Origin of the sequence: Klebsiella ornithinolytica, assembly GCF_030505655.1 — a bacterium.
Taxonomy (GTDB): Bacteria; Pseudomonadota; Gammaproteobacteria; order Enterobacterales; family Enterobacteriaceae; genus Klebsiella; species Klebsiella ornithinolytica.
This window is the reverse complement of the sequence record NZ_CP130153.1, coordinates 385,741-408,423: the sequence shown is the minus strand read 5'-3', so window position 1 is coordinate 408,423 and position 22,683 is coordinate 385,741. Positions and strand designations below refer to the sequence as shown.

16 protein-coding genes are annotated in these 22,683 nt (G+C 56.1%); 10 read left to right on the top strand and 6 right to left on the bottom strand.

Going from position 1 to position 22,683, the window contains the following annotated elements:
* Positions 1–354: 354 nt before the first annotated feature.
* Positions 355–1,977 carry a phosphoenolpyruvate carboxykinase (ATP) gene (gene pckA, locus Q1L34_RS01815; protein WP_004868477.1) on the top strand — a complete coding sequence of 541 codons (1,623 nt, stop codon included), beginning with the start codon at positions 355–357 and terminating at the stop codon, positions 1,975–1,977.
* A gap of 91 nt (positions 1,978–2,068) precedes the next feature.
* Here pckA and envZ read toward each other — a convergent pair whose 3' ends face one another.
* Positions 2,069–3,430 carry a two-component system sensor histidine kinase EnvZ gene (envZ, locus tag Q1L34_RS01810; protein ID WP_004868479.1) on the bottom strand — a complete coding sequence of 454 codons (1,362 nt, stop codon included), beginning with the start codon at positions 3,428–3,430 and terminating at the stop codon, positions 2,069–2,071.
* Positions 3,427–4,146 (bottom strand): osmolarity response regulator transcription factor OmpR, encoded by a 720-nt coding sequence (ompR, locus tag Q1L34_RS01805; protein WP_001157751.1) that lies wholly within the window; start codon positions 4,144–4,146, stop codon positions 3,427–3,429. The genes envZ and ompR overlap by 4 nt, the downstream gene beginning before the upstream one ends.
* A 247-nt stretch (positions 4,147–4,393) precedes the next feature.
* On the opposite strand from ompR, the gene greB reads away from it, so the two are divergent.
* The 5 genes from greB to feoC all read left to right on the top strand — a co-directional run bounded on the left by greB (position 4,394) and on the right by feoC (position 10,529).
* Positions 4,394–4,867: a transcription elongation factor GreB gene (greB, locus tag Q1L34_RS01800; RefSeq protein ID WP_004868482.1), complete on the top strand. Its 474-nt coding sequence runs from the start codon at positions 4,394–4,396 to the stop codon at positions 4,865–4,867.
* Positions 4,868–4,969: 102 nt separating this feature from the next.
* A complete protein-coding gene (locus Q1L34_RS01795) occupies positions 4,970–7,300 on the top strand; it encodes a Tex family protein (RefSeq protein WP_272822152.1) in 2,331 nt (776 codons plus the stop codon).
* A 407-nt stretch (positions 7,301–7,707) separates the two neighbouring features.
* On the top strand, positions 7,708–7,935 hold the full coding sequence (gene feoA / locus Q1L34_RS01790; RefSeq protein ID WP_004868486.1) for a ferrous iron transporter A: 228 nt from the start codon (positions 7,708–7,710) through the stop codon (positions 7,933–7,935).
* A 29-nt stretch (positions 7,936–7,964) separates the two neighbouring features.
* Positions 7,965–10,283 carry a Fe(2+) transporter permease subunit FeoB gene (gene feoB, locus Q1L34_RS01785; RefSeq protein ID WP_004868487.1) on the top strand — a complete coding sequence of 773 codons (2,319 nt, stop codon included), beginning with the start codon at positions 7,965–7,967 and terminating at the stop codon, positions 10,281–10,283.
* Between the two features lie 9 nt (positions 10,284–10,292).
* Positions 10,293–10,529 (top strand): [Fe-S]-dependent transcriptional repressor FeoC, encoded by a 237-nt coding sequence (gene feoC, locus Q1L34_RS01780; protein WP_015585608.1) that lies wholly within the window; start codon positions 10,293–10,295, stop codon positions 10,527–10,529.
* 62 nt (positions 10,530–10,591) lie between these two features.
* Here the strand turns inward: feoC and Q1L34_RS01775 are convergent, their stop codons facing one another.
* A complete protein-coding gene (locus tag Q1L34_RS01775; RefSeq protein WP_004868491.1) occupies positions 10,592–10,861 on the bottom strand; it encodes a YdgH/BhsA/McbA-like domain containing protein in 270 nt (89 codons plus the stop codon).
* A gap of 109 nt (positions 10,862–10,970) precedes the next feature.
* Positions 10,971–11,753, bottom strand: coding sequence for a pimeloyl-ACP methyl ester esterase BioH (bioH, locus tag Q1L34_RS01770; RefSeq protein WP_004868492.1), 783 nt, complete (start codon positions 11,751–11,753; stop codon positions 10,971–10,973).
* 37 nt (positions 11,754–11,790) lie between these two features.
* On the opposite strand from bioH, the gene gntX reads away from it, so the two are divergent.
* The 3 genes from gntX (at position 11,791) to gntT (ending at position 14,762) form a co-directional block, all read left to right on the top strand.
* Complete coding sequence (gntX, locus tag Q1L34_RS01765; RefSeq protein WP_004868494.1) at positions 11,791–12,465, top strand: DNA utilization protein GntX; 675 nt, start codon at positions 11,791–11,793, stop codon at positions 12,463–12,465.
* Positions 12,466–12,523: 58 nt separating this feature from the next.
* Positions 12,524–13,099: a Fe-S biogenesis protein NfuA gene (nfuA, locus tag Q1L34_RS01760; protein ID WP_004868496.1), complete on the top strand. Its 576-nt coding sequence runs from the start codon at positions 12,524–12,526 to the stop codon at positions 13,097–13,099.
* Between the two features lie 346 nt (positions 13,100–13,445).
* On the top strand, positions 13,446–14,762 hold the full coding sequence (gene gntT / locus Q1L34_RS01755) for a gluconate transporter (RefSeq protein ID WP_015585607.1): 1,317 nt from the start codon (positions 13,446–13,448) through the stop codon (positions 14,760–14,762).
* 103 nt (positions 14,763–14,865) lie between these two features.
* Here gntT and malQ read toward each other — a convergent pair whose 3' ends face one another.
* Complete coding sequence (malQ, locus tag Q1L34_RS01750) at positions 14,866–16,953, bottom strand: 4-alpha-glucanotransferase (protein ID WP_064359877.1); 2,088 nt, start codon at positions 16,951–16,953, stop codon at positions 14,866–14,868.
* Between the two features lie 10 nt (positions 16,954–16,963).
* Positions 16,964–19,354: a maltodextrin phosphorylase gene (malP, locus tag Q1L34_RS01745; RefSeq protein ID WP_064359878.1), complete on the bottom strand. Its 2,391-nt coding sequence runs from the start codon at positions 19,352–19,354 to the stop codon at positions 16,964–16,966.
* A 621-nt stretch (positions 19,355–19,975) separates the two neighbouring features.
* Between malP and malT the strand changes: the two genes are divergently transcribed.
* Entirely contained in the window at positions 19,976–22,681 is a 2,706-nt protein-coding gene (gene malT / locus Q1L34_RS01740) for an HTH-type transcriptional regulator MalT (RefSeq protein ID WP_004868506.1), read from the top strand.
* The last annotated feature ends 2 nt before the right edge of the window (positions 22,682–22,683 follow it).

The window sequence follows — 22,683 nt, the reverse complement described above, 5'->3', positions numbered from 1 at the left end:
CCACCAGAGCTCGCGGCGGAGGTTTTCTGCCTTCGCCGCGCCTGCCGTCAACTATTTCCTCGCGTGATGAATCGATTTTCACTGAAAGAGTTACGTAATTTTCTTTCAAGAAAGCGATTACATTCACAATTCAGCAGTTTTTTTAATTACTTTTTAACCAATAAGAAACATCTATCCCCACCAACGGCCAATTTCCTGAGATAATCACGCATGTTTCGTGACAGGAGTCACCGTGTTTTTCGTAAGTAAGGCGTTTGTCGAGATACGTAAATCTATGAGCCTGGTCGCGGTCTATACCCCGAAAGAACCCCTACAATTTAAAGCAGTATATATTATTGGCTAAGGAGCAGTGACATGCGCGTTAATAATGGTTTAACCCCGCAGGATCTCAAGGCTTATGGTATCAATGACGTCCAGGATATCGTCCACAACCCTAGTTACGATACGTTGTATCAAGAAGAACTCGATCCCACTCTGGAAGGGTATGAGCGCGGCGTACTCACCAATCTGGGCGCGATCGCCGTCGATACCGGTATCTTTACCGGTCGTTCGCCGAAAGATAAATATATCGTTCGTGACGATACAACCCGCGATACCGTGTGGTGGTCTGATAAAGGCAACGGTAAAAACGACAACAAACCGCTCTCGCAGGAAACCTGGCAGCACCTGAAAGATCTGGTCACTCATCAGCTTTCCGGCAAGCGTCTGTTCATCGTTGATGCGTTCTGCGGCGCCAATGCCGACACGCGTCTGAGCGTACGCTTCATTACCGAAGTGGCCTGGCAGGCACACTTCGTCAAGAACATGTTTATTCGCCCATCCGATGAAGAACTGGCCAACTTTAAGCCGGATTTCATCGTGATGAACGGCGCCAAATGCACCAACCCGCAGTGGAAGGAGCAGGGACTCAACTCTGAAAACTTCGTTGCCTTCAACCTGACCGAGCGGATCCAGCTGATTGGTGGTACCTGGTACGGCGGCGAAATGAAGAAAGGGATGTTCTCTATCATGAACTACCTGCTGCCGCTGCAGGGGATCGCATCAATGCACTGTTCCGCTAACGTGGGCGAGAAAGGCGACGTGGCGGTCTTCTTTGGCCTCTCCGGCACCGGCAAAACCACCCTTTCCACCGATCCGAAACGCCGTCTGATCGGCGATGACGAGCACGGCTGGGATGACGATGGCGTCTTCAACTTCGAAGGCGGCTGCTATGCCAAGACCATCAAACTCTCCGAAGCCGCAGAGCCAGATATCTATCACGCGATTCGTCGTGATGCGCTGCTGGAAAACGTGGTGGTTCGCGCGGACGGCACGATTGATTTCGACGATGGGTCGAAAACCGAGAACACCCGTGTCTCCTACCCGATCGATCATATCGAGAACATCGTTAAGCCGATCTCGAAAGCGGGCCATGCCACCAAAGTTATCTTCCTGACGGCGGATGCATTCGGCGTACTGCCGCCGGTATCGCGCCTGACGGCAGACCAGACCCAGTATCACTTCCTCTCTGGCTTTACCGCTAAGCTGGCCGGTACCGAACGTGGCGTCACTGAACCGACGCCAACCTTCTCCGCCTGCTTCGGTGCCGCGTTCCTGTCGCTGCACCCGACGCAGTATGCGGAGGTTCTGGTGAAGCGCATGCAGGCATCCGGTGCGCAGGCTTATCTGGTCAACACCGGCTGGAACGGCACCGGCAAACGTATCTCGATTAAAGATACCCGCGCCATTATCGATGCCATTCTCGACGGGTCGCTGGACAATGCGGAAACCTTCACGCTGCCGATGTTCGATTTGCAGATCCCAACCTCGCTGCCAGGTGTCGATACGCACATCCTCGACCCGCGTAACACCTACGGTTCGCCAGAGCAGTGGCAGGAGAAAGCCGAGCAGCTGGCGAAGCTGTTCGTAGAGAACTTCGAGAAGTACACCGATACGCCAGCGGGCGCCGCGCTGGTCGCTGCCGGTCCGAAGCGCTAACCGTGTATTTATAAAGAATAAGCCGGGCAATGCCCGGCTTTTTTATGCTCTCGCGCCGACCCGCGCGATTCAGACTGCCGCGAGCGGCCGCTTAACTCTCTTTGCTCTGTTTCGTCGGCGTTAGCGCACGTTGAACCGGAACCGGCAGCCAGGCGCGAATCAACAGCCCGCCCCGCTCGCTGGAGCCAATCTCCAGACGACCGTTATGGTTATCGATAATACGCTGCACAATCGCCAGCCCCAGCCCGGTACCGCTGGTGCTGCGGGCGCTATCGCCACGCACAAACGGCTGGAACAGATGCTCGCGTTGTTCTGGCTTAATCCCCGGGCCATCATCCTCGACCTGGAACCAGGCGCTGCTGGCTTCGCTACCGCTGCTGACCTTAATCCAGCCGTTGCCATAACGCGCGGCGTTAACCACCATATTGGCCAGCGCGCGCTTGATAGAGAGCGGATGAATGCGCAGCGGGATCTCGCCGGCCTGCAGGTCCGTCGCGATTTCACGTTCGTAACCGCTTTCCGCCGCGATAACTTCACCGAGCACCGAGTTAAGATCCGCCAGCTCCATCGGCATCTCCTGGCCCGTGCGCAGGTAATCAATAAACTGCTCGATGATGGCGTTACACTCTTCAATGTCTTTGTTGATCGACTCGGCAAGGTAACCGTCTTCTTCCCCCATCATCTCCGTCGCCAGGCGAATACGCGTCAGCGGCGTACGCAGATCGTGGCTGACGCCGGCCATTAACAGCGTACGATCGTCTGCCAGCTGTTTTACGCCTGCGGCCATGTGGTTAAAGGCCCGGGTGACCGAACGCACTTCGGATGCACCGTACTCCCGCAGCGGCGGCGGAATGATGCCTCGCCCGACCTGCAGCGCCGCATGCTCAAGATCGACCAGCGGCCGGTTTTGAATACGGATAAACAGCCAGGCGCCGCCGATCGCCAGCAGCATAATCGCCAGGGTATAGCGGAACAGCGGCGAGAAGTCGCCCTGGTGGATTTCCGTCAGCGGTACGCGCACCCAGATATTCGGCGACAGCCAGGTTTTCAACCACACCACGGGGGAGCTTTTGTTGACCTCGACCCGCACTTCGGTTGGCCCTCCGAGCTGGTGCGCCATCTGCTGACTTAAAAACTCATAGTGCTGCGCCCAGCGCAGGCCTGCGTCTTCCGCCGCTTCATTGGAATAGAGCGAAATGCCCAGTTCGCGATAAATTTCGCGACGAAACGCCGGCGGCACCACCAGCTGGGTGCCATCCTCCAGCTGCAGTTTATCGGTCATCAGCATACGCACTTCGTATGCCAGCACCTTATTAAACTGCTGGAGGCTCGGTAGAATCGCAAAATTCAGCACCACCAGATAGGTCGTCACCAGGCTGACAAACAGCAAGGTGACAATCAATAACAGGGTGCGAGCAAACGAGCTTCGCGGCGAAAAACGCACGCGTTTCATGCCTTAGAGCCGTCCGGTACGAAGACGTAGCCTAGCCCCCACACGGTCTGGATGTAACGCGGATGGGCCGGATCCTCTTCGACCATGCGGCGCAGACGGGAAATTTGTACATCGATGGAACGCTCCATCGCGGAATATTCGCGACCGCGAGCAAGGTTCATCAGTTTATCGCGGGAGAGCGGCTCACGCGGATGGCTAACCAGCGCTTTCAGTACCGCAAATTCACCGCTGGTCAGCGGCATCGGTTCATCTTCACGGAACATCTCGCGGGTGCCGAGATTCAGCTTGAATTTACCAAAGGCGATGACCGCCTCTTCCTGTGACGGCGCACCCGGCAGCTCATTCGCCTGGCGACGCAGCACGGCGCGGATACGGGCCAGCAGCTCACGCGGGTTGAACGGTTTTGGAATATAGTCGTCCGCACCGATTTCGAGGCCCACAATACGGTCAACCTCTTCCCCTTTCGCCGTAACCATAATGATCGGCATCGGGTTGCTTTGGCTACGCAGACGACGACAAATGGAGAGACCATCTTCGCCCGGCAGCATCAAATCCAGCACCATCAGGTGGAAGGACTCACGAGTCAACAGACGATCCATTTGTTCAGCGTTGGCGACGCTTCGAACCTGGAAGCCTTGCTCGGTCAGATAACGTTCGAGCAGCGCACGCAGGCGCATGTCGTCGTCGACAACCAGAATCTTATAATTCTCTTGCATTGTTTATACTCCCAAAGGTTCACTGCAATTGTCAGTGCGTATTCTCAAAAAAGCCCGGGTCGCCGACCAGCTAAATCTGGTATATATTCCAGGCTAAATTGTTACAAAGCATATTTAACAGCAGCTTAAGTATACATTTAATCATAAGACACATTATTTATCCTGTCGGTATTATTACGCACTACGAATTGTGCGCAACCGCACACCGCCGCGTACAGTGTCCGACAATCAGAAGGTAGAACGATAAATGAAAACGCCGCTGATCACCCGTGAAGGGTATGAAAAACTTAAAAAAGAAATGGACTATTTGTGGCGTGAAGAACGCCCTGAGGTCACCAAAAAAGTGACCTGGGCGGCCAGCCTTGGCGATCGTAGCGAAAATGCCGATTACCAGTACAACAAAAAACGGCTGCGTGAAATCGACCGCCGGGTACGCTATCTCACCAAATGTCTGGAAAATCTGAAAATCGTCGATTACTCCCCGCAGCAGGAGGGCAAGGTGTTTTTCGGCGCGTGGGTTGAAATCGAAAACGATGATGGCGACACCAAGCGCTTTCGCATCGTCGGTTACGATGAGATTTTCGGACGTAAAGACTACATCTCTATCGACTCGCCGATGGCTCGCGCGCTGCTGAAAAAAGAGGTCGGCGACCTGGCGGTGGTCAACACGCCCGCCGGCGAAGCCAGCTGGTACGTCAACAATATCGAATATGTGAAATAGCGCGTCCGGAACAATCTGAGAGCCTCGTGCCACGACTGGCATTTTGCCGTGCCAGTCCGTATAACTATCCCCCTGATTTTCGATCCACAAGATGAAATAGACATGATGAATGATTCGCTCTGCCGCATTATTGCGGGTGAACTTCAGGCCAGGTCTGAACAGGTAGAAGCTGCCGTTCGCCTGCTTGATGAAGGGAACACCGTGCCGTTTATCGCACGCTATCGTAAAGAAGTCACCGGCGGTCTGGATGACACGCAGCTGCGTAATCTGGAAACCCGCCTTGGTTATCTGCGTGAACTGGAAGACCGCCGTCAATCGATCCTCAAATCGATCGGCGAACAGGGTAAGCTGACCGATGCGCTGGAAAAGGCGATTACCACCACGCTGAGCAAAACCGAGCTCGAAGACCTTTACCTGCCATATAAACCGAAACGCCGCACCCGCGGGCAAATCGCCATTGAAGCCGGGCTGGAGCCGCTGGCGGATCTGCTATGGAACGAACCGTCCCACGATCCGGAAACAGAAGCGGCGAAGTTTGTCGATGCCGATAAAGGCGTCGCCGATACCAAAGCCGCACTGGATGGCGCGCGTTATATCCTGATGGAGCGCTTTGCTGAAGACGCCGCGCTGCTGGCGAAGGTGCGTGACTACCTGTGGAAGAATGCGCACCTGGTTGCCACGGTAGTGGGCGGCAAAGAAGAGGAAGGGGCAAAATTCCGCGACTACTTCGATCACCATGAGCCTATCGCTACCGTCCCTTCGCACCGCGCGCTGGCGATGTTCCGCGGCCGTAATGAAGGCATCCTGCAGCTGGCCCTGAATGCCGACCCGCAGTTTGACGAGCCGCCGAAAGAGAGCCACTGCGAACAGATTATTATCGACCATCTCGGTTTACGCTTGAACAATGCCGCAGCCGACAGCTGGCGCAAAGGGGTTGTCAGCTGGACATGGCGCATTAAGGTGCTGATGCACCTGGAAACCGAGCTGATGGGCACCGTGCGCGAACGCGCGGAAGATGAAGCCATCAACGTGTTTGCCCGTAACCTGCACGATCTGCTGATGGCCGCCCCCGCCGGGTTGCGCGCCACCATGGGCCTCGACCCAGGCCTGCGTACCGGCGTGAAAGTCGCCGTGGTAGATGGCACCGGTAAACTGGTCGCCACAGACACCATCTATCCGCACACCGGACAGGCCGCCAAAGCGGCATCTGTCGTCGCCGCGCTGTGTGAAAAGCACAACGTTGAACTGGTCGCTATCGGCAACGGCACCGCCTCCCGCGAAACCGAGCGCTTCTTCCTCGATGTGCAGCAACAGTTCCCGAAAGTCACCGCGCAGAAAGTGATCGTCAGCGAAGCCGGGGCTTCCGTCTACTCAGCTTCCGAACTGGCGGCCCTGGAGTTCCCGGACCTCGATGTTTCTCTGCGCGGCGCCGTTTCAATTGCCCGTCGTCTGCAGGATCCGCTGGCCGAGCTGGTTAAAATCGATCCGAAGTCCATCGGCGTGGGCCAGTACCAGCACGACGTCAGCCAGTCACAGCTGGCGCGCAAGCTGGATGCGGTGGTCGAAGACTGTGTTAACGCCGTCGGCGTGGATCTGAACACCGCTTCCGTGCCGCTGCTTACCCGCGTGGCGGGCCTGACGCGGATGATGGCGCAGAACATCGTCGCCTGGCGTGATGAAAACGGCCAGTTCCAGAACCGTCAGCAGCTGCTGAAAGTCAGCCGCCTCGGTCCCAAAGCCTTCGAGCAGTGCGCCGGGTTCCTGCGCATCAACCACGGCGACAACCCGCTGGATGCCTCCACCGTTCACCCGGAAGCATATCCTATCGTCGAGCGCATTCTGGCCGCCACCCGGCAGGCGTTAAGCGATCTGATGGGCAACAGCAGCGAATTACGCAATCTGAAAGCGGCCGACTTCACCGATGAGAAATTCGGTGTGCCAACCGTCACCGACATTATCAAAGAGCTGGAAAAACCCGGCCGCGACCCGCGTCCGGAGTTTAAAACTGCGAAGTTCGCCGATGGCGTGGAAACCATGAACGACCTGCTGCCTGGCATGGTACTGGAAGGTGCGGTTACCAACGTCACCAACTTTGGCGCCTTTGTCGATATCGGCGTTCACCAGGATGGCCTGGTGCATATTTCGTCGCTGTCGAATAAATTCGTCGACGATCCGCATACCGTCGTCAAAGCTGGCGATATCGTGCAGGTTAAAGTGATGGAGGTCGACCTGCAGCGTAAACGCATCGCACTGACCATGCGTCTTGACGAGCAGCCGGGCGAGAGCAACACCCGGCGCGGCGGCGGGAGCGATCGTGCGCAGGGCAACCGCCCGGCGGCAAAAGCGGCGAAGCCGCGCGGCCGTGAGGCGCAGTCCGCTGGCAACAGCGCCATGATGGACGCGCTGGCAGCAGCCATGGGTAAAAAACGCTAACCCTTTCCCGGCCCCTCATTGCAGGGGCCGCTTTCTCCGCCTTATTCTCTGACCCCATGTTGGTATACTCCGGAAACCGATTAGCTCTGGCTAATAAAGGCGAGTAAATAAGTTATTTATTAAGGTTTCATTTTGTTAACCAATGAAACCTTAATTAAACATTAAATGACAAAATAAATATTACCCTTATTTAGCGCTACAGTGCAGACCTTGCGTCATATCAAAAAAACAGCATATTTCCGGCAAATGTCGATTATTAAACCATTTATGTATTGATGATAAAAACCATTATCATTATCATCATTCATAGTAAATATATCTTCTTCTCCGTTGACTATGCTCCCCGGTACTGTGCGATGACCGCACACGGTAAACTCTCGTTCAGTTAGCGATTACAGGTAGGCCCTATGCAATTCACTCCTGATAGTGCGTGGAAAATCACGGGTTTCTCTCGTGATATTAGTCCGGCTTATCGTCAGAAACTATTGTCTCTTGGCATGCTGCCAGGTTCCTCTTTTAATGTGGTCCGCGTCGCGCCGCTCGGCGATCCCGTGCATATCGAAACCCGACGTGTAAGTCTGGTATTACGCAAAAAAGATCTCGATTTAATAGAACTGGAAGCGGTTGCACAATAACACCTGACCCGATACTCAGAGTCTGAAATATGAAAAAGTTAACTCTTGGTTTAATTGGTAATCCGAACTCCGGCAAAACAACATTATTTAATCAGCTTACCGGCGCTCGTCAGCGCGTCGGCAACTGGGCCGGGGTCACCGTCGAACGCAAAGAAGGAGCCTTTACCACCACCGACCACCAGGTCACGCTGGTAGACTTGCCCGGCACCTATTCGCTGACGACGATCTCTTCACAGACCTCTTTAGATGAGCAGATCGCCTGTCACTATATCCTCAGCGGCGATGCCGACATGCTGATTAACGTGGTCGACGCCTCAAACCTGGAACGCAACCTCTATCTGACGCTGCAGCTGCTGGAGCTGGGCATCCCCTGCATCGTTGCGTTGAATATGCTGGATATTGCCGAAAAGCAAAAAATCCGGATCGACGTTGACGCGCTGGCAGCCCGCCTGGGTTGCCCGGTGATCCCGCTGGTCTCGACTCGCGGACGCGGTATCGAAGCCTTAAAAATGGCCGTCGACCGCCACCAGCAAAATACGTCGCTTGAGCTGGTGCACTACCCGCAGCCGCTGCTGCGTGAAGCCGAAAAGCTGGCTCAGGAAATGGCGCCAGAAATTCCGCAACGTCAGCGTTGCTGGCTGGGTCTGCAGATGCTGGAAGGCGATATTTACAGCCGCGAGTACGCCGGAAACGCTGCGCATAAGCTCGACGATGCCCTGGCGAATCTGAGTGCGGAAATTGCCGATCCGGCGCTGCACATCGCGGATGCTCGCTATCAGAGCATTGCCGCCATCTGCGACGCCGTCAGCAACACGCTCACCGCTGAACCGAGTCGTTTCACCACCGCGATGGACAAAATCATCCTCAGCCGCGTGCTGGGGCTGCCCATCTTCTTATTTGTCATGTACCTGATGTTCCTGCTGGCGATCAACATCGGCGGCGCGTTACAACCCATCTTTGACGCCGGGTCCGTGGCTATCTTTATTCACGGCATTCAGTGGCTGGGCTATACCCTGCATTTCCCGGACTGGCTAACCGTTTTCCTTGCCCAGGGGCTGGGCGGCGGTATCAACACCGTGCTGCCGCTGGTGCCGCAAATCGGCATGATGTATCTGTTCCTCTCCTTCCTTGAGGATTCCGGCTATATGGCGCGAGCGGCATTCGTCATGGACCGCTTGATGCAGGCGCTGGGGCTACCGGGGAAATCTTTCGTGCCGCTGATTGTCGGCTTCGGCTGCAACGTGCCGTCGGTGATGGGGGCGCGCACGCTGGATGCACCGCGCGAACGCCTGATGACCATCATGATGGCGCCGTTTATGTCCTGCGGCGCGCGCCTGGCGATCTTCGCCGTGTTCGCCGCCGCGTTCTTTGGTCAGAATGGCGCGCTGGCGGTCTTCTCGCTGTATCTGCTCGGGATCGTGATGGCTATCCTGACCGGCCTGATGCTCAAACACACCATTATGCGCGGCGAAGCATCGCCGTTCGTAATGGAGCTACCGGTCTACCACGTCCCGCATATCAAAAGTCTGGTCATCCAGACCTGGCAACGGCTGAAAGGCTTTGTGCTGCGCGCGGGTAAAGTTATCGTCATCGTCAGTATCTTCCTTAGCGCCCTGAACAGCTTCTCGCTTAACGGTAAGCTGGTGGACAACATTAACGATTCGGCGCTGGCCTCCGTCAGTCGTATTATCACGCCGATTTTTAAACCTATTGGCGTGCATGAAGATAACTGGCAGGCCACCGTCGGACTGTTTACCGGCGCAATGGCGAAAGAGGTGGTCGTCGGGACGCTGAACACGCTCTACACCGCCGAAGATATTCAGAATGAAGCGTTTAATCCGCAGGAGTTCCACCTCGGCGACGAACTGCTGGCCGCGCTGGACGAAACCTGGCAGAGCCTGAAAGATACCTTCAGCCTGAGCGTTCTGGCTAACCCTATCGAAGCCAGCAAAGGCGATGGTGAAATGGAAACCGGCGCCATGGGGGTCATGGGCAGCAAATTCGGCAGCGCGGCGGCCGCCTACAGCTACCTGATTTTCGTTCTGCTCTATATTCCGTGCATCTCGGTGATGGGGGCTATCGCTCGCGAATCCAGCCGCGGCTGGATGTCATTCTCCATCTTATGGGGACTGAACATCGCCTACTCGCTCTCTACGCTGTACTACCAGACCGTGAGTTTCAGCCAGCATCCGCGCTACAGTCTGGTGTGTATCCTGGCGGTGGTGCTGTTTAACATCATAGTCTTTGCTCTGTTGCGCCGGGCACGCAGTCGGGTTGATGTCTCCCTGCTGGCGACGCGTAAAACGCCGTCATCCTGCTGCCAGAGTCCGGCAGGTGATTGTCACTAAGGAGTTATCATGGCGTCGTTGATTGAAGTACGCGATATGCTGGCCCTGCAGGGGCGTATGCAGGCGACACAGCTCAGCGCTCGCCTGCATGCTCCGCAGCCGCTGGTCGATGCCATGCTGAGTCGTCTGGAAGCCATGGGGAAAGCCGTGCGCATAACGGAAGACGCGAACGGCTGTTTGTCCGGCAGCTGCAAAAGTTGCCCTGAGGGAAAAGCCTGCTTGCAAGAGTGGTGGGCGCTGCGCTGATACCGCTGGGCAATAAGCCTATGAGCAATAAAACCAAAGCGGGTCCTGAGACCCGCTTTTGCTTATTTGTAGACGTCGGCGTTTGCGTGAACGGTTTTCTCGTTTTTCGAACCGGCAATCACCACAAAGTACTTGCCGCCCAGCTCATCCGCCTTCTTCGACAGATCGCGCTTTGCATCCATCGGTGACGTTGTTTTTGAGGTCGTAATGCTGCCGATTTTCGTCAGCTTCATTGACGCCACTTCATCTTTTTGAATCTCTTTCGCTGCAAACGCGCCAAAAGACAGGGACCCAATCACCAGAGATGCAACAATACCCGTAATAAGTTTCATAGCCTCAACTCTCCATAAGGTTGTTTTTATAGGCCACGGCGGCGACAGAAACGCATACTCCCCGTGACAACCTAAGTATTGCTATGGTCGGGATTTTTGCCACAGCCTGCTAAAAATAATTGCGCAGGCGATTTTTCAACGCCACCAGTGGCTCACAGAACGCCTGCGGGTGCGAGATGAACGGGGCATGGGCCGCTTTTTCAAAGACCATGGATTCACTCTGCGGCCATAATGCATCCAGAACCGGAACAATTTTGCGCGGCACCAGGCCATCCAGTCGGCCATACAGCCGCAGGAATGGCTGTGTGAATGCGGCCAGCGGCTGGCGTAAATCGGCCGTTTTAAGGATCTCCAGCCCGCCGTTCAACGCTTCTGAGGATGGCATCGGCAACGACAGCACGGTACTTTTCAACGCCCGGGCATCCTGACGAGCGCTTTCCGTCCCCATCGTTTGCAGCGCCAGAAACCGCTCCACGGTGCGCTGGAAATCTTGGCTCAGCTGCTGCTGAAACCCACTCAGCACCTCCGCTTTGATCCCGGGCCAGTCGCCATCGGCGCCAAAACAGGGCGAAGAGGCCACGGTGACCAGCGCCTGTACGCGCCCGGGATGTTGCACGGCAATCTGACTGGCCACCAACCCACCCAGGCTCCAGCCCAACCAGATAGCCTGCTCCGGGGCCTGGCTCAGTACCTGCTGCGCCATCTCCTCCAGCGACAGGGCGCCAAAGCCGCTGCTACGACCATAGCCCGGCAGGTCAACCAGATGCAGGGTAAAGTGCGAGGCCAGTTCCGGCGTCACGCAATCCCATACCCTGGCATTCAGCCCCCATCCGTGCAGGAGCACAAGATGACAATTTCCTTCCCCCACGGTTTGCCACCAGATGTCGTTCATCAGTTACTGTTCTCTTTCCACCATTACGAGGTGAAATATGCTAACAGCACACAGCTTATGCTGGCTATGCCAAATGCCGGTGGCGATCGCCCGCTGGGGAATCTGCTCCCGCTGCGCCACCTCTCTGGCGTTTGCCCATTCGCTTTGCCCACGGTGCGGGCTGCCTGCAGCGGTCAGCAGAGTCTCCTGCGGCCGCTGCCTGCGGGATCCTCCGCCGTGGCAACGGCTGGTGACGGTCAATGATTACCGGCCACCGCTGAGCGGTTTGATACATCAGCTTAAGTTTTCCCGTCGACCGGAGCTGGCGCCAGCGCTGGCGCGTCTGCTGCTGTTACGCGTTCGCCAGAGGGAAGGATTTCCCCGGCCAGACCGTCTCGTCAGCGTCCCGCTGTGGCAGCGACGTCAATGGCGGCGAGGCTTCAATCAAAGCGACCTGCTATGCCGACCGTTGGCGCACTGGCTGCAGTGCGCCTGGCACCATGACGCTTTGCGGCGCAACCGACGCACTGCGACCCAGCACCATCTCTCCGCACGCTTGCGTAAACAGAACCTGAAAAATGCCTTTCAGCTTGAAATATCGGTGCGCGGCCTCCATATCGCCATTGTGGATGATGTCGTCACAACCGGAAGCACCGTCGCTGAAATATCCCGCCTGCTTTTGCAAAACGGCGCCGCGACGGTTCAGGTATGGTGTATATGCCGTACCTTGTAGACCCCTGCTGATGGGCGTATTATAACCAAGTAAAATAGTCAACTATTAGGCCAACGCTATGATCCGTATTTCCGATGCTGCACAAGCGCACTTTGCCAAATTGCTGGTAAATCAGGAAGAAGGGACACAAATTCGCGTATTTGTGATTAATCCCGGCACCCCAAACGCTGAGTGCGGCGTATCCTACTGCCCACCGGATGCGGTGGAAGACACCGACACGGCGCTGAAGTTTGAGCAACTGACTGCGTATGTCGACGAACTCAGCGCGCCGTATCTGGAAGACGCTGAAATTGACTTCGTCACCGATCAGCTTGGCTCTCAGCTGACGCTGAAAGCACCGAATGCCAAAATGCGCAAAGTTTCCGACGATGCTCCGCTGATGGAACGCGTTGAATACATGCTGCAATCCCAGATTAACCCACAGCTGGCCGGCCACGGCGGACGCGTCACGCTGATGGAAATCACCGAAGACGGTCTGGCCATCCTGCAGTTCGGCGGCGGTTGTAACGGCTGTTCAATGGTCGATGTGACCCTGAAAGAAGGGATCGAGAAACAGCTGCTAAACGAATTCCCTGAGCTGAAAGGCGTGCGCGATCTGACCGAACACCAGCGCGGCGAGCACTCTTACTACTAAGTACGCCCCTCTTCCCGATGTTAAGCCCGGCGGCATTTGCCCGGCCGGGCCGCCCCTGTCAATGTTACCGCACAACATTTCCCCCTGAGCCACCCGGTAAAAACCCGGGAAAGAGTATGACTTAAGTCTCATATTTAAAATTTTACCCCGGCGGGTGATTCTCAACCCGCCTATGTTACCCGTATCATCTCTTTCAGGCACCGCTGCTATAAAAATAGCCAGCTATCCTTTCCTACAGGAGTGATAGTCGATTTTATGGCGCCATACCGTTTGCCGGCTCAGGCAGAGCAAACGAAAAAGATTGAAATTTGACGTTACCCATAACAAATGTAAGGCCAGGTAAATTATGCCATTAGTCATCGTTGCTATCGGGGTTGCCCTGCTGTTACTGCTGATGATCCGTTTCAAAATGAACGGCTTCATCGCTCTGGTTCTGGTGGCACTCGCCGTCGGACTTATGCAAGGCATGCCTCTGGATAAAGTCATCGTATCCATTAAAAACGGCGTTGGGGGAACCCTCGGCAGCCTCGCGCTGATCATGGGCTTTGGCGCTATGCTCGGTAAGCTGCTGGCGGATTGCGGCGGCGCTCAGCGCATTGCCACAACCTTAATCGCTAAGTTCGGTAAAAAGCACATCCAGTGGGCCGTCGTGCTGACCGGTTTTACCGTCGGGTTCGCGCTGTTCTACGAAGTGGGCTTCGTCCTGATGCTGCCGCTGGTGTTCACCATTGCCGCGTCTGCCCGCATCCCGCTGCTGTACGTCGGCGTTCCGATGGCAGCCGCGCTCTCCGTGACTCACGGTTTCCTGCCTCCGCACCCGGGCCCAACGGCGATTGCCACAATCTTCCATGCTGATATGGGTAAGACCCTGCTGTACGGTACGATTCTGGCTATTCCGACGGTTATCCTTGCCGGTCCGGTTTTCGCTCGCTTCCTGAAAGGCATCGATAAACCGATTCCGGAAGGTCTGCACAACCCGAAAACCTTCACCGAAGAAGAGATGCCGGGCTTTGGCGTCAGCGTCTGGACCTCACTGGTACCGGTGATCCTGATGGCGATGCGCGCCGTTGCCGAGATGATCCTGCCGAAAGGCCACGCCTTCCTGCCGGTTGCCGAGTTCTTCGGCGACCCGGTAATGGCGACCCTGATTGCGGTTCTCATCGCCCTGTTCACCTTCGGCCTGAACCGTGGACGTTCCATGGAGCAGATCAACGACACGCTGACCTCTTCGATCAAAATTATCGCTATGATGCTGTTGATCATCGGCGGCGGTGGCGCCTTCAAACAGGTGCTGGTGGATAGCGGCATGGATAAATACATCGCCTCTATCATGCATGAATCCAACATGTCCCCGCTGTTTATGGCCTGGTCTATCGCGGCGGTACTGCGTATTGCGCTCGGTTCTGCGACCGTTGCCGCCATCACCGCCGGCGGGATTGCCGCACCGCTGATTGCCACCACCGGCGTCAGCCCGGAACTGATGGTCATTGCGGTTGGTTCCGGCAGCGTTATCTTCTCTCACGTGAACGATCCGGGATTCTGGCTGTTTAAGGAATACTTCAACCTCACCATCGGCGAGACCATCCGGTCGTGGTCGGTGCTGGAAACCATTATCTCAGTCTGCGGCCTGGTTGGCTGTCTGCTGCTGGGGATGGTGGTGTAAGCCAGGCGTCAGCATAAAAAAGGCCGGGTCCGCATACGCGACCCGGCCTTTTTATTGGCTTTTTTCACAGCGTTTCCCCGGCGTCACCGGGGAAACGGCGACACTATTTCTTCTTAGCGACCGCTTTGCGCCGCTTATCCAGATCCTTAATCAGCTTATTCACCCGCTCATCGGCAAACATCTGCTCAAGGGTCGTGGAGAGCTTACGCCGCCAGTTCGGATATTCGCTGCTGGTGCCCGGGATATTGACCGGGGTCGCCATTTCCAGCCAGTCTTCCGGCTGTAACCCCAACAATGCGCTGTTGCTGTCCGCAATGTAACGCTGCATCCCGCGATTGAGGGTCGACGTCATCGCCATCAGCGAGGCATTATGCCCGGCGCGTTTTGGCAGGCAGCCATATTGATGCAGCGCATCCAGCAGCCCCTGTTTCGCCCGTTCACGATCCTGATACAGGCCACGCAGAACCACTTCATCAGGATACAGACCTAACGATTTACCCAGCGTCAGGTCTCCGCTTTCCCAGTAACCGCGCAGCGTTGGCAGGTCATGCGTTGTCGCCACCGCCATTGATTGTTCCGGATACGTCTGCGGCGCGCGGAACGTCTTCTCATGGTCATTTTCGAAATAGAGCACTTTGTAGGAATAGACGCCGCTCTTACGCAGCTTGCCGACAATCTCCACCGGGACGGTACCCAGATCTTCGCCAATCACCATACAGCGATGACGCTGACTCTCCAGCGCCATAATCGACAGCAGATCGTCGACCGGGTACTGCACATAGGCGCCGTGGTCAGCGGTTTCACCATACGGAATCCACCACAGACGCAGAACCGACATCACGTGGTCGATGCGCAATGCACCGCAGTTTTGCATGTTGGCACGCAGCAGCTCGATAAACGGCTCATAGGCACGGGCGACGATGATATGCGGATCCATCGGCGGCAGACCCCAGTTTTGCCCCAGCGGGCCAAGAATGTCCGGCGGCGCCCCGACGGAGGCTTTCAGACAATACAGCTCGCGGTCGCACCAGGTTTCCGAACCGCCTTCCGCCACGCCCACCGCCAGATCGCGGTACAGACCAATCGGCATCGCGTCGTGCTGGCTGGTGTGCCAGCATTCGGCGAACTGGCAATACGCCAGCCACTGCAGCCAGAGGTAGAAACTCACCTCGTCGGCCTGCTCGGTGCAGAATGCTTTCACTTCCGGGCTGCTGATATCCTGATACGCTTTTGGCCAGGCAGGCCAGCCCCAGCGGAGCGGATCTTGCTGTACGTGCCAGGCGTGCAGGGCATCATACGCCGCCTGCCAGTACAGGCTTTCGCCTTCACGAAGCACGAACTGACGGAACTCCGCCATCGCCTCATCGTGACGGGTGGAAAATCGCTTCCAGGCCATGCGCAGCGCGGTCATTTTCAACGCGGTCACCGCGGTATAATCCACATCCTCGGTTTGACGCGCGGCTTGTAATGCCCGCTGCGTCTCCGGTGATTGCCACCAGGCCTGCGCCTCTTTGTTCAGACGAAAATCATCGACCGCGTTAACGTCAATATAGATAACGTTCAGCCAGCGGCGTGAGGATGGGCTGTAAGGGCTGGCGCTCTCCGGGTTTGCCGGATAGAGCGCATGAATCGGGTTAAGACCGATAAACGCGCCGCCGCGCCGGGAAATCTCCGGCAGCATCGCGCGTAAATCACCAAAATCGCCGATTCCCCAGTTTTTCTCCGAGCGCAGCGTATAAAGCTGTACGCAGGCGCCCCACAGTTTTTGCCCCTCTTTCAGGGCCTGTGGTTCATAGCAACGCACCGGCGTCACAATCGCCCGACAATGCCAGCGTTCGCCATCCTGAGTCAGGGTCAGCGAATGATAGCCTTCCGGCAGTTTGGCCGGCAGCGGGAGGGGCTCTCCTCCACGCACTTTGCCTTGATACTGTTTCCCCTCTTCGGTGGTGAGGATCCACTGGAATTCCCCACGGCCGGCTACCGGCAGCGACATTTTCTTGCCGTGTGTGAAAACCTGCACCGGCGGCAGCGGGTCAACCGCCACTTTCGTGGCGGTTGTTGTACGATGCATCGCATCCAGCAGACGTTGTTTAGTCGCCGCAGCAATCGACTGCGGCTTACCGTGCGCATTGATGTAGTCGGGACTTATTCCCGCCGCCAGCGCGGCGTTATCAAGGCGTTTAGTCTCCATAGGCCTGTCCTTAGCGTTTTGCCTGCCAGATACGTTGTTGATAGTCGCGAATTGAGCGGTCGGAGCTGAACATGCCGCAGCGCGCGGTATTCAGAATCGTCGCACGAGTCCAGGCTTCCTGATCGCGGTACAACTCATCCACCTGCTTCTGCGCAGCAACATACGCTTCGAAGTCAGCCAGCACCAGGTACGGGTCGCCGCCTTTCAGCAGGCTGTGCAGCATCTGGTCGAAAGCATGCTTGTCGCCATCGCTATACTTGCCGCTTTCCAGCTCTTTCAGGACCGCATCCAGCAGCTTGTCCTTTTTACGCCATTTCAGCGGGTCATAACCTTTCGCTTTCAGCGCCTTAACTTCTTCAACGGTATTACCGAAGATAAAGATATTCTCTTCGCCGACCTGTTCGGCGATTTCAACGTTCGCACCGTCCAGGGTCCCGACGGTCAATGCGCCGTTCAGCGCCAGCTTCATGTTGCCGGTACCGGAGGCTTCTTTCCCCGCCGTGGAGATCTGTTCAGAGACATCCGCCGCTGGAATCAGCATTTCCGCCGCAGAGACGCAGTAATCCGGCAGGAAGACCACTTTCAGCTTGTCGCCCACCAGCGGATCGTTATTCACCGCCTGCGCCACCTTGTTGATAGCAAAAATAATATTCTTCGCCAGGTAGTAGCCCGGTGCGGCTTTCGCCCCGAACAGGAACACGCGCGGTACGCGGTCCGCCTGCGGGTTTTCGCGAATCTCTTTGTACTGCGCCAGAATGTTCAGCAGATTGAGATGCTGACGCTTGTACTCGTGCAGACGCTTAATCTGGATATCGAAAATCGCCTGCGGGTTGATCTCGATACCGGTACGCGTCTTAACAAACTCAGCCAGGCGAACTTTGTTAGCCAGCTTAATCTCACGGTAGGTCTGGCGGAACGCCGCATCGTCAGCATATTTCTCCAGATGGATCAGCTGGTCGAGATCGTTAGCCCACTCTTTCTTCAGCGTCTTATCCAGCAGCGCAGCCAGTTCCGGGTTGCACTGTTTAATCCAGCGACGCGGCGTAATGCCGTTGGTCACGTTGTGGAACTTATTCGGCCACAGCTGGTGATATTCCGGGAACAGATCTTTCACCACCAGGTCGGAGTGCAACGCGGCAACGCCGTTGACCGCAAAGCCGCTGACCACACACATGTTCGCCATGCGAACCTGTTTATCATGCACCACCGCCAGTTTTGCCCACACCTGCTTATCGCCAGGCCAGGTTTTCTCGACCAGCTTCTTAAATCTGTCGTTAATCTCTTTGATGATCTGCATATGACGCGGCAGCAGGGCTTTAACCAGCTTCTCGTCCCAGCACTCCAGCGCTTCAGGCATCAGCGTATGGTTGGTGTAGGCGAAGGTTTTGCTGGTAATGGCCCAGGCGTCATCCCAGCTCAGCTGGTGCTCATCGATCAGCACGCGCAGCAGTTCAGGAATGGCGATGGTCGGGTGGGTATCGTTGAGCTGGATCACTTCGTAATCCGCCAGTTCTGCCAGCTTACGACCCGCCAGATGGTGGCGACGCAGAATATCGGCAACCGAACAGGCGCACTGGAAGTATTGCTGCATTAAGCGCAGCTTTTTCCCTGCCTGATGGTTATCGTTCGGGTAAAGCACTTTAGTCAGTTTTTCCGCGTCGATACCCTGCTGCTCTGCGCGCAGGAAATCGCCATCGTTAAATTTGGTCAGATTAAATGGATGAGCATGGGTCGCCTGCCACAGACGCAGCGGCTGCGCGACGTTATTACGATACCCCAGCACCGGCAGATCCCAGGCCTGGCCGGTAATCACGAACGCCGGTTCCCAGGCGCCGCTTTTGCTGACCTTACCGCCGATCCCAACCTGCACATCCAGCTGTTCGTTATGACGGAACCACGGGTAACGGCTACGCCCCCAGTCATCCGGCGCTTCAACCTGCTGGCCATCTGCGAAAGACTGACGGAACAGACCATACTGATAATTCAGGCCATAGCCGGTTGCCGACTGGCCAACGGTCGCCATGGAGTCGAGGAAACATGCCGCCAGACGGCCCAGACCGCCGTTGCCGAGGCCCGGATCAATCTCTTCTTCCAGCAGATCGGTCAGGTAAATGTCATGAGCCTTCAGCTCATCGCTCACCCCTTGATACCAACCCAGATTCAACAGGTTGTTGCCGGTCAGACGACCGATCAAAAACTCCATAGAGATATAGTTGACGTGACGCTGCCCTTTGGCGGGTTTCGCCACCGGTTGAGCGGCCAACAGCTCGGCAAGCGCACCGCTTACGGCGTGCCACCACTGACGCTGGGTCATCTCAGAAGCGGACTGTAAGCCAAAATGCTGCCACTGACGGGTCAGTGCAGCCTGAAACTGATCTTTATTAAAAGAAGTCTGTGACATAAGAAATCCGGGTCCTTTACTAAAACGTTGGCGTTAGTGTGCCGACCTCCTGAAGCAACGTCCTCATCCCGATGGGGATTAGACAGGGAGGAGCAGCAGGGATGAGCGAAAAGTGTGATCGTGGCCACTATAACGGTAGCTCTCCGCCAGAAACATGCTGGAAAATTCACCACCCAGAAACACTATATTGTTCATCACCATCAGAAGAATATTTGTTACAGGCCGAGACAAAGCGTTGGATAAAACACCATTCCGCAATTATCACGAAATAAAAATAAGCATTGTGTAAAAATAACTCTGCCTCATGACACAAATACGCCAAAACGATTATTTATAAGATTGTCCTGAAATTAACTTAATAAAAACATACAACTACAAAAAAATGGAGTGAAAGCCATTTTTTAGACCAGTGAACAAGGGAAAACCCAGTAATCACGCACGCTGGTACCGGTTTTACAACCGCAGGGTTTTAATTGGGAATTTGTGACCTGGTGCAAATTCAAGAGCATAAAATTCGGACATAACTTGCAATAATTTTCATTATCGCCGACCTTAATAGTCATTAATTACGAAGCGCAAAAAAAATCGCAAATCCTCTCTTGCACAGCGAAATGATTAACTATGTTGATTCCGTCTAAATTAAGTCGCCCAGTCCGCCTTGAACACACCGTGGTTCGCGAGCGATTGCTGGCTAAACTTTCCGGCGCGAACAATTACCGTCTCGTGTTGGTCACCAGCCCCGCTGGGTACGGCAAGACAACGCTCATCTCTCAATGGGCGGCGGGGAAAAATGAACTTGGCTGGTTTTCGCTGGATGAAGGCGATAACCAACAGGAGCGTTTTGCCAGTTATCTGATCGCCTCTGTTCAGCAGGCTACCGGCGGCCACTGCGTGGCCAGCGAAAACATGGTGCAGAAACGCCAGTATGCCAGCCTGCCCTCGCTTTTTGCGCAGCTGTTTATTGAGCTTGCCGACTGGCAGCGCCCGCTGTATCTGGTGATTGATGATTATCATCTGATCAACAATCCGGTGATTCACGATGCGATGCGCTTCTTCCTCCGCCATCAGCCGGAGAATATGACCCTGGTGGTGCTCTCGCGCAACCTGCCGCAGCTCGGTATTGCCAACCTGCGCGTGCGCGATCAGCTGCTGGAAATCGGCAGCCAGCAGCTGGCGTTTACCCATCAGGAAGCAAAACTCTTTTTCGACTGTCGCCTGGCTTCGCCGATTGAGGCTGAAGACAGCAGCAGGCTGTGCGACGACGTCGCCGGCTGGGCCACGGCGCTTCAGCTTATTGCTCTTTCCGCCCGCCAGAATAACTCTTCCGCCCACCACTCCGCCCGTCGTCTTGCCGGTATAAATGCCAGCCATCTCTCCGATTATCTGGTGGATGAGGTACTGGATAATGTCGACGCGCGAACGCGTAATGTTTTGCTGAAAAGCTCGCTGCTGCGTTCAATGAACGATGCGCTCATCGTTCGCGTGACCGGGGAAGAAAACGGGCAAATGCAGCTGGAAGAGATTGAACGTCAGGGCCTGTTCATGCAGCGGATGGACGACTCCGGCGAATGGTTCCGCTATCACCCCCTGTTTGGCAATTTCCTGCGCCAGCGCTGCCAGTGGGAGCTGGCAACCGAATTACCTGAAATTCACCGCTCTGCCGCCGAAGGCTGGATGGCGCTGGGCTTCCCCAGCGAAGCCATTCATCATGCGCTGGCGGCCGGCGATGCGAAAATGCTGCGCGATATTTTACTGAATCACGCCTGGGGCATGTTCAACCACAGCGAACTGGGGCTGCTCGAACAGTCGCTGGCGGCGCTGCCGTGGTCAAACCTGCTGGAAAATCCGCGTCTGCTCCTGCTGCAGGCCTGGCTGATGCAAAGCCAGCACCGTTACAGCGAAGTCAACACCCTGCTGGCGCGCGCCGAGCAGGAGATGGACATGAAAATGGATACCGCGATGCATGGCGATTTCAACGCCCTGCGTGCACAGGTGGCCATTAATGCCGGCGATCAGGAAGAGGCCGAGCGTCTGTCCATGGTCGCGTTAGAAGAGCTGCCGTTGGCCAGCTACTACAGCCGAATTGTGGCTACATCGGTGCATGGCGAAGTGCTGCATTGTAAAGGCCAGTTAAGTAAATCTCTGGCGGTGATGCAACAGACGGAGCAGATGGCCCGCCGCCACGACATCTGGCATTACGCGCTGTGGAGCATGATCCAGCAAAGCGAGATTCTCTTTGCCCAGGGCTTCCTGCAGGCCGCCTGGGAAGTGCAGGAGAAAGCTTTCCAGCTTATCCGCGAGCAGCATCTCGAGCAGCTGCCGATGCATGAATTCCTGCTGCGTATTCGCTCACAGCTGCTGTGGGCCTGGGCGCGGCTGGATGAGGCGGAAGCGTCCGCACGTAATGGCATGGATGTCCTGTCAAGCTATCAACCGCAGCAGCAGCTGCAGTGTCTGGCTCTGATGGTGCAGTGCTCGCTGGCACGCGGCGATCTGGATAACGCCCGCAGCCACCTCAACCGCCTGGAAAACCTGCTCGGCAACGGTCACTATCATAGCGACTGGGTTTCGAATGCCGATAAAGTCCGGGTGATCTACTGGCAGATGGTCGGTGATAAAGCCGCGGCCGCCAACTGGCTGCGCCAGACGCCGAAACCCGAATTCGCCAATAACCACTTCCTGCAAAGCCAGTGGCGCAACATCGCCAGGGCGCAAATTCTGCTGGGTGATTTTGACTCGGCGGAAATGGTGCTGGAAGAGCTCAACGACAATGCCCGCTCGCTGCGTCTGATGAGCGATATTAACCGCAACCTGCTGTTGCTCAACCAGCTTTACTGGCAGGCAGGACGGAAAAGCGAGGCGCAGAAAGTCCTGCTGGAGGCGCTCGCGCTCGCCAACCGCACCGGGTTTATCAACCACTTTGTGATTGAAGGCGAAGCCATGGCGCAGCAGCTGCGCCAGCTGATTCAGCTCAATACGCTGCCGGAGCTGGAACAGCACCGCGCCCAGCGCATCCTGCGCGATATCAACCAGCACCATCGCCATAAGTTTGCCCACTTTGATGAGGGCTTTGTCGAACGGCTGCTGAGTCACCCGGAAGTCCCGGAACTGATTCGCACCAGCCCGCTGACCCAGCGTGAATGGCAGGTACTGGGGCTGATCTATTCCGGCTACAGCAACGAACAGATTGCCGGTGAGCTGGACGTGGCGGCCACGACCATTAAAACCCACATTCGTAATCTGTATCAGAAGCTGGGAGTCGCACACCGCCAGGATGCGGTACAGCACGCCCAGCGGTTGCTTAAAATGATGGGCTACGGCGTTTAACG

Excerpts from the sequence above, each read along its gene's own strand:
- pckA (WP_004868477.1), top strand. The coding sequence starts at position 355 with ATGCGCGTTAATAATGGTTTAACCCCGCAGGATCTCAAGGCTTATGGT.
- envZ (WP_004868479.1), bottom strand. The coding sequence starts at position 3,430 with ATGAAACGCGTGCGTTTTTCGCCGCGAAGCTCGTTTGCTCGCACCCTG.
- ompR (WP_001157751.1), bottom strand. The coding sequence starts at position 4,146 with ATGCAAGAGAATTATAAGATTCTGGTTGTCGACGACGACATGCGCCTG.
- greB (WP_004868482.1), top strand. The coding sequence starts at position 4,394 with ATGAAAACGCCGCTGATCACCCGTGAAGGGTATGAAAAACTTAAAAAA.
- Q1L34_RS01795 (WP_272822152.1), top strand. The coding sequence starts at position 4,970 with ATGATGAATGATTCGCTCTGCCGCATTATTGCGGGTGAACTTCAGGCC.
- feoA (WP_004868486.1), top strand. The coding sequence starts at position 7,708 with ATGCAATTCACTCCTGATAGTGCGTGGAAAATCACGGGTTTCTCTCGT.
- feoB (WP_004868487.1), top strand. The coding sequence starts at position 7,965 with ATGAAAAAGTTAACTCTTGGTTTAATTGGTAATCCGAACTCCGGCAAA.
- feoC (WP_015585608.1), top strand. The coding sequence starts at position 10,293 with ATGGCGTCGTTGATTGAAGTACGCGATATGCTGGCCCTGCAGGGGCGT.
- Q1L34_RS01775 (WP_004868491.1), bottom strand. The coding sequence starts at position 10,861 with ATGAAACTTATTACGGGTATTGTTGCATCTCTGGTGATTGGGTCCCTG.
- bioH (WP_004868492.1), bottom strand. The coding sequence starts at position 11,753 with ATGAACGACATCTGGTGGCAAACCGTGGGGGAAGGAAATTGTCATCTT.
- gntX (WP_004868494.1), top strand. The coding sequence starts at position 11,791 with ATGCTAACAGCACACAGCTTATGCTGGCTATGCCAAATGCCGGTGGCG.
- nfuA (WP_004868496.1), top strand. The coding sequence starts at position 12,524 with ATGATCCGTATTTCCGATGCTGCACAAGCGCACTTTGCCAAATTGCTG.
- gntT (WP_015585607.1), top strand. The coding sequence starts at position 13,446 with ATGCCATTAGTCATCGTTGCTATCGGGGTTGCCCTGCTGTTACTGCTG.
- malQ (WP_064359877.1), bottom strand. The coding sequence starts at position 16,953 with ATGGAGACTAAACGCCTTGATAACGCCGCGCTGGCGGCGGGAATAAGT.
- malP (WP_064359878.1), bottom strand. The coding sequence starts at position 19,354 with ATGTCACAGACTTCTTTTAATAAAGATCAGTTTCAGGCTGCACTGACC.
- malT (WP_004868506.1), top strand. The coding sequence starts at position 19,976 with ATGTTGATTCCGTCTAAATTAAGTCGCCCAGTCCGCCTTGAACACACC.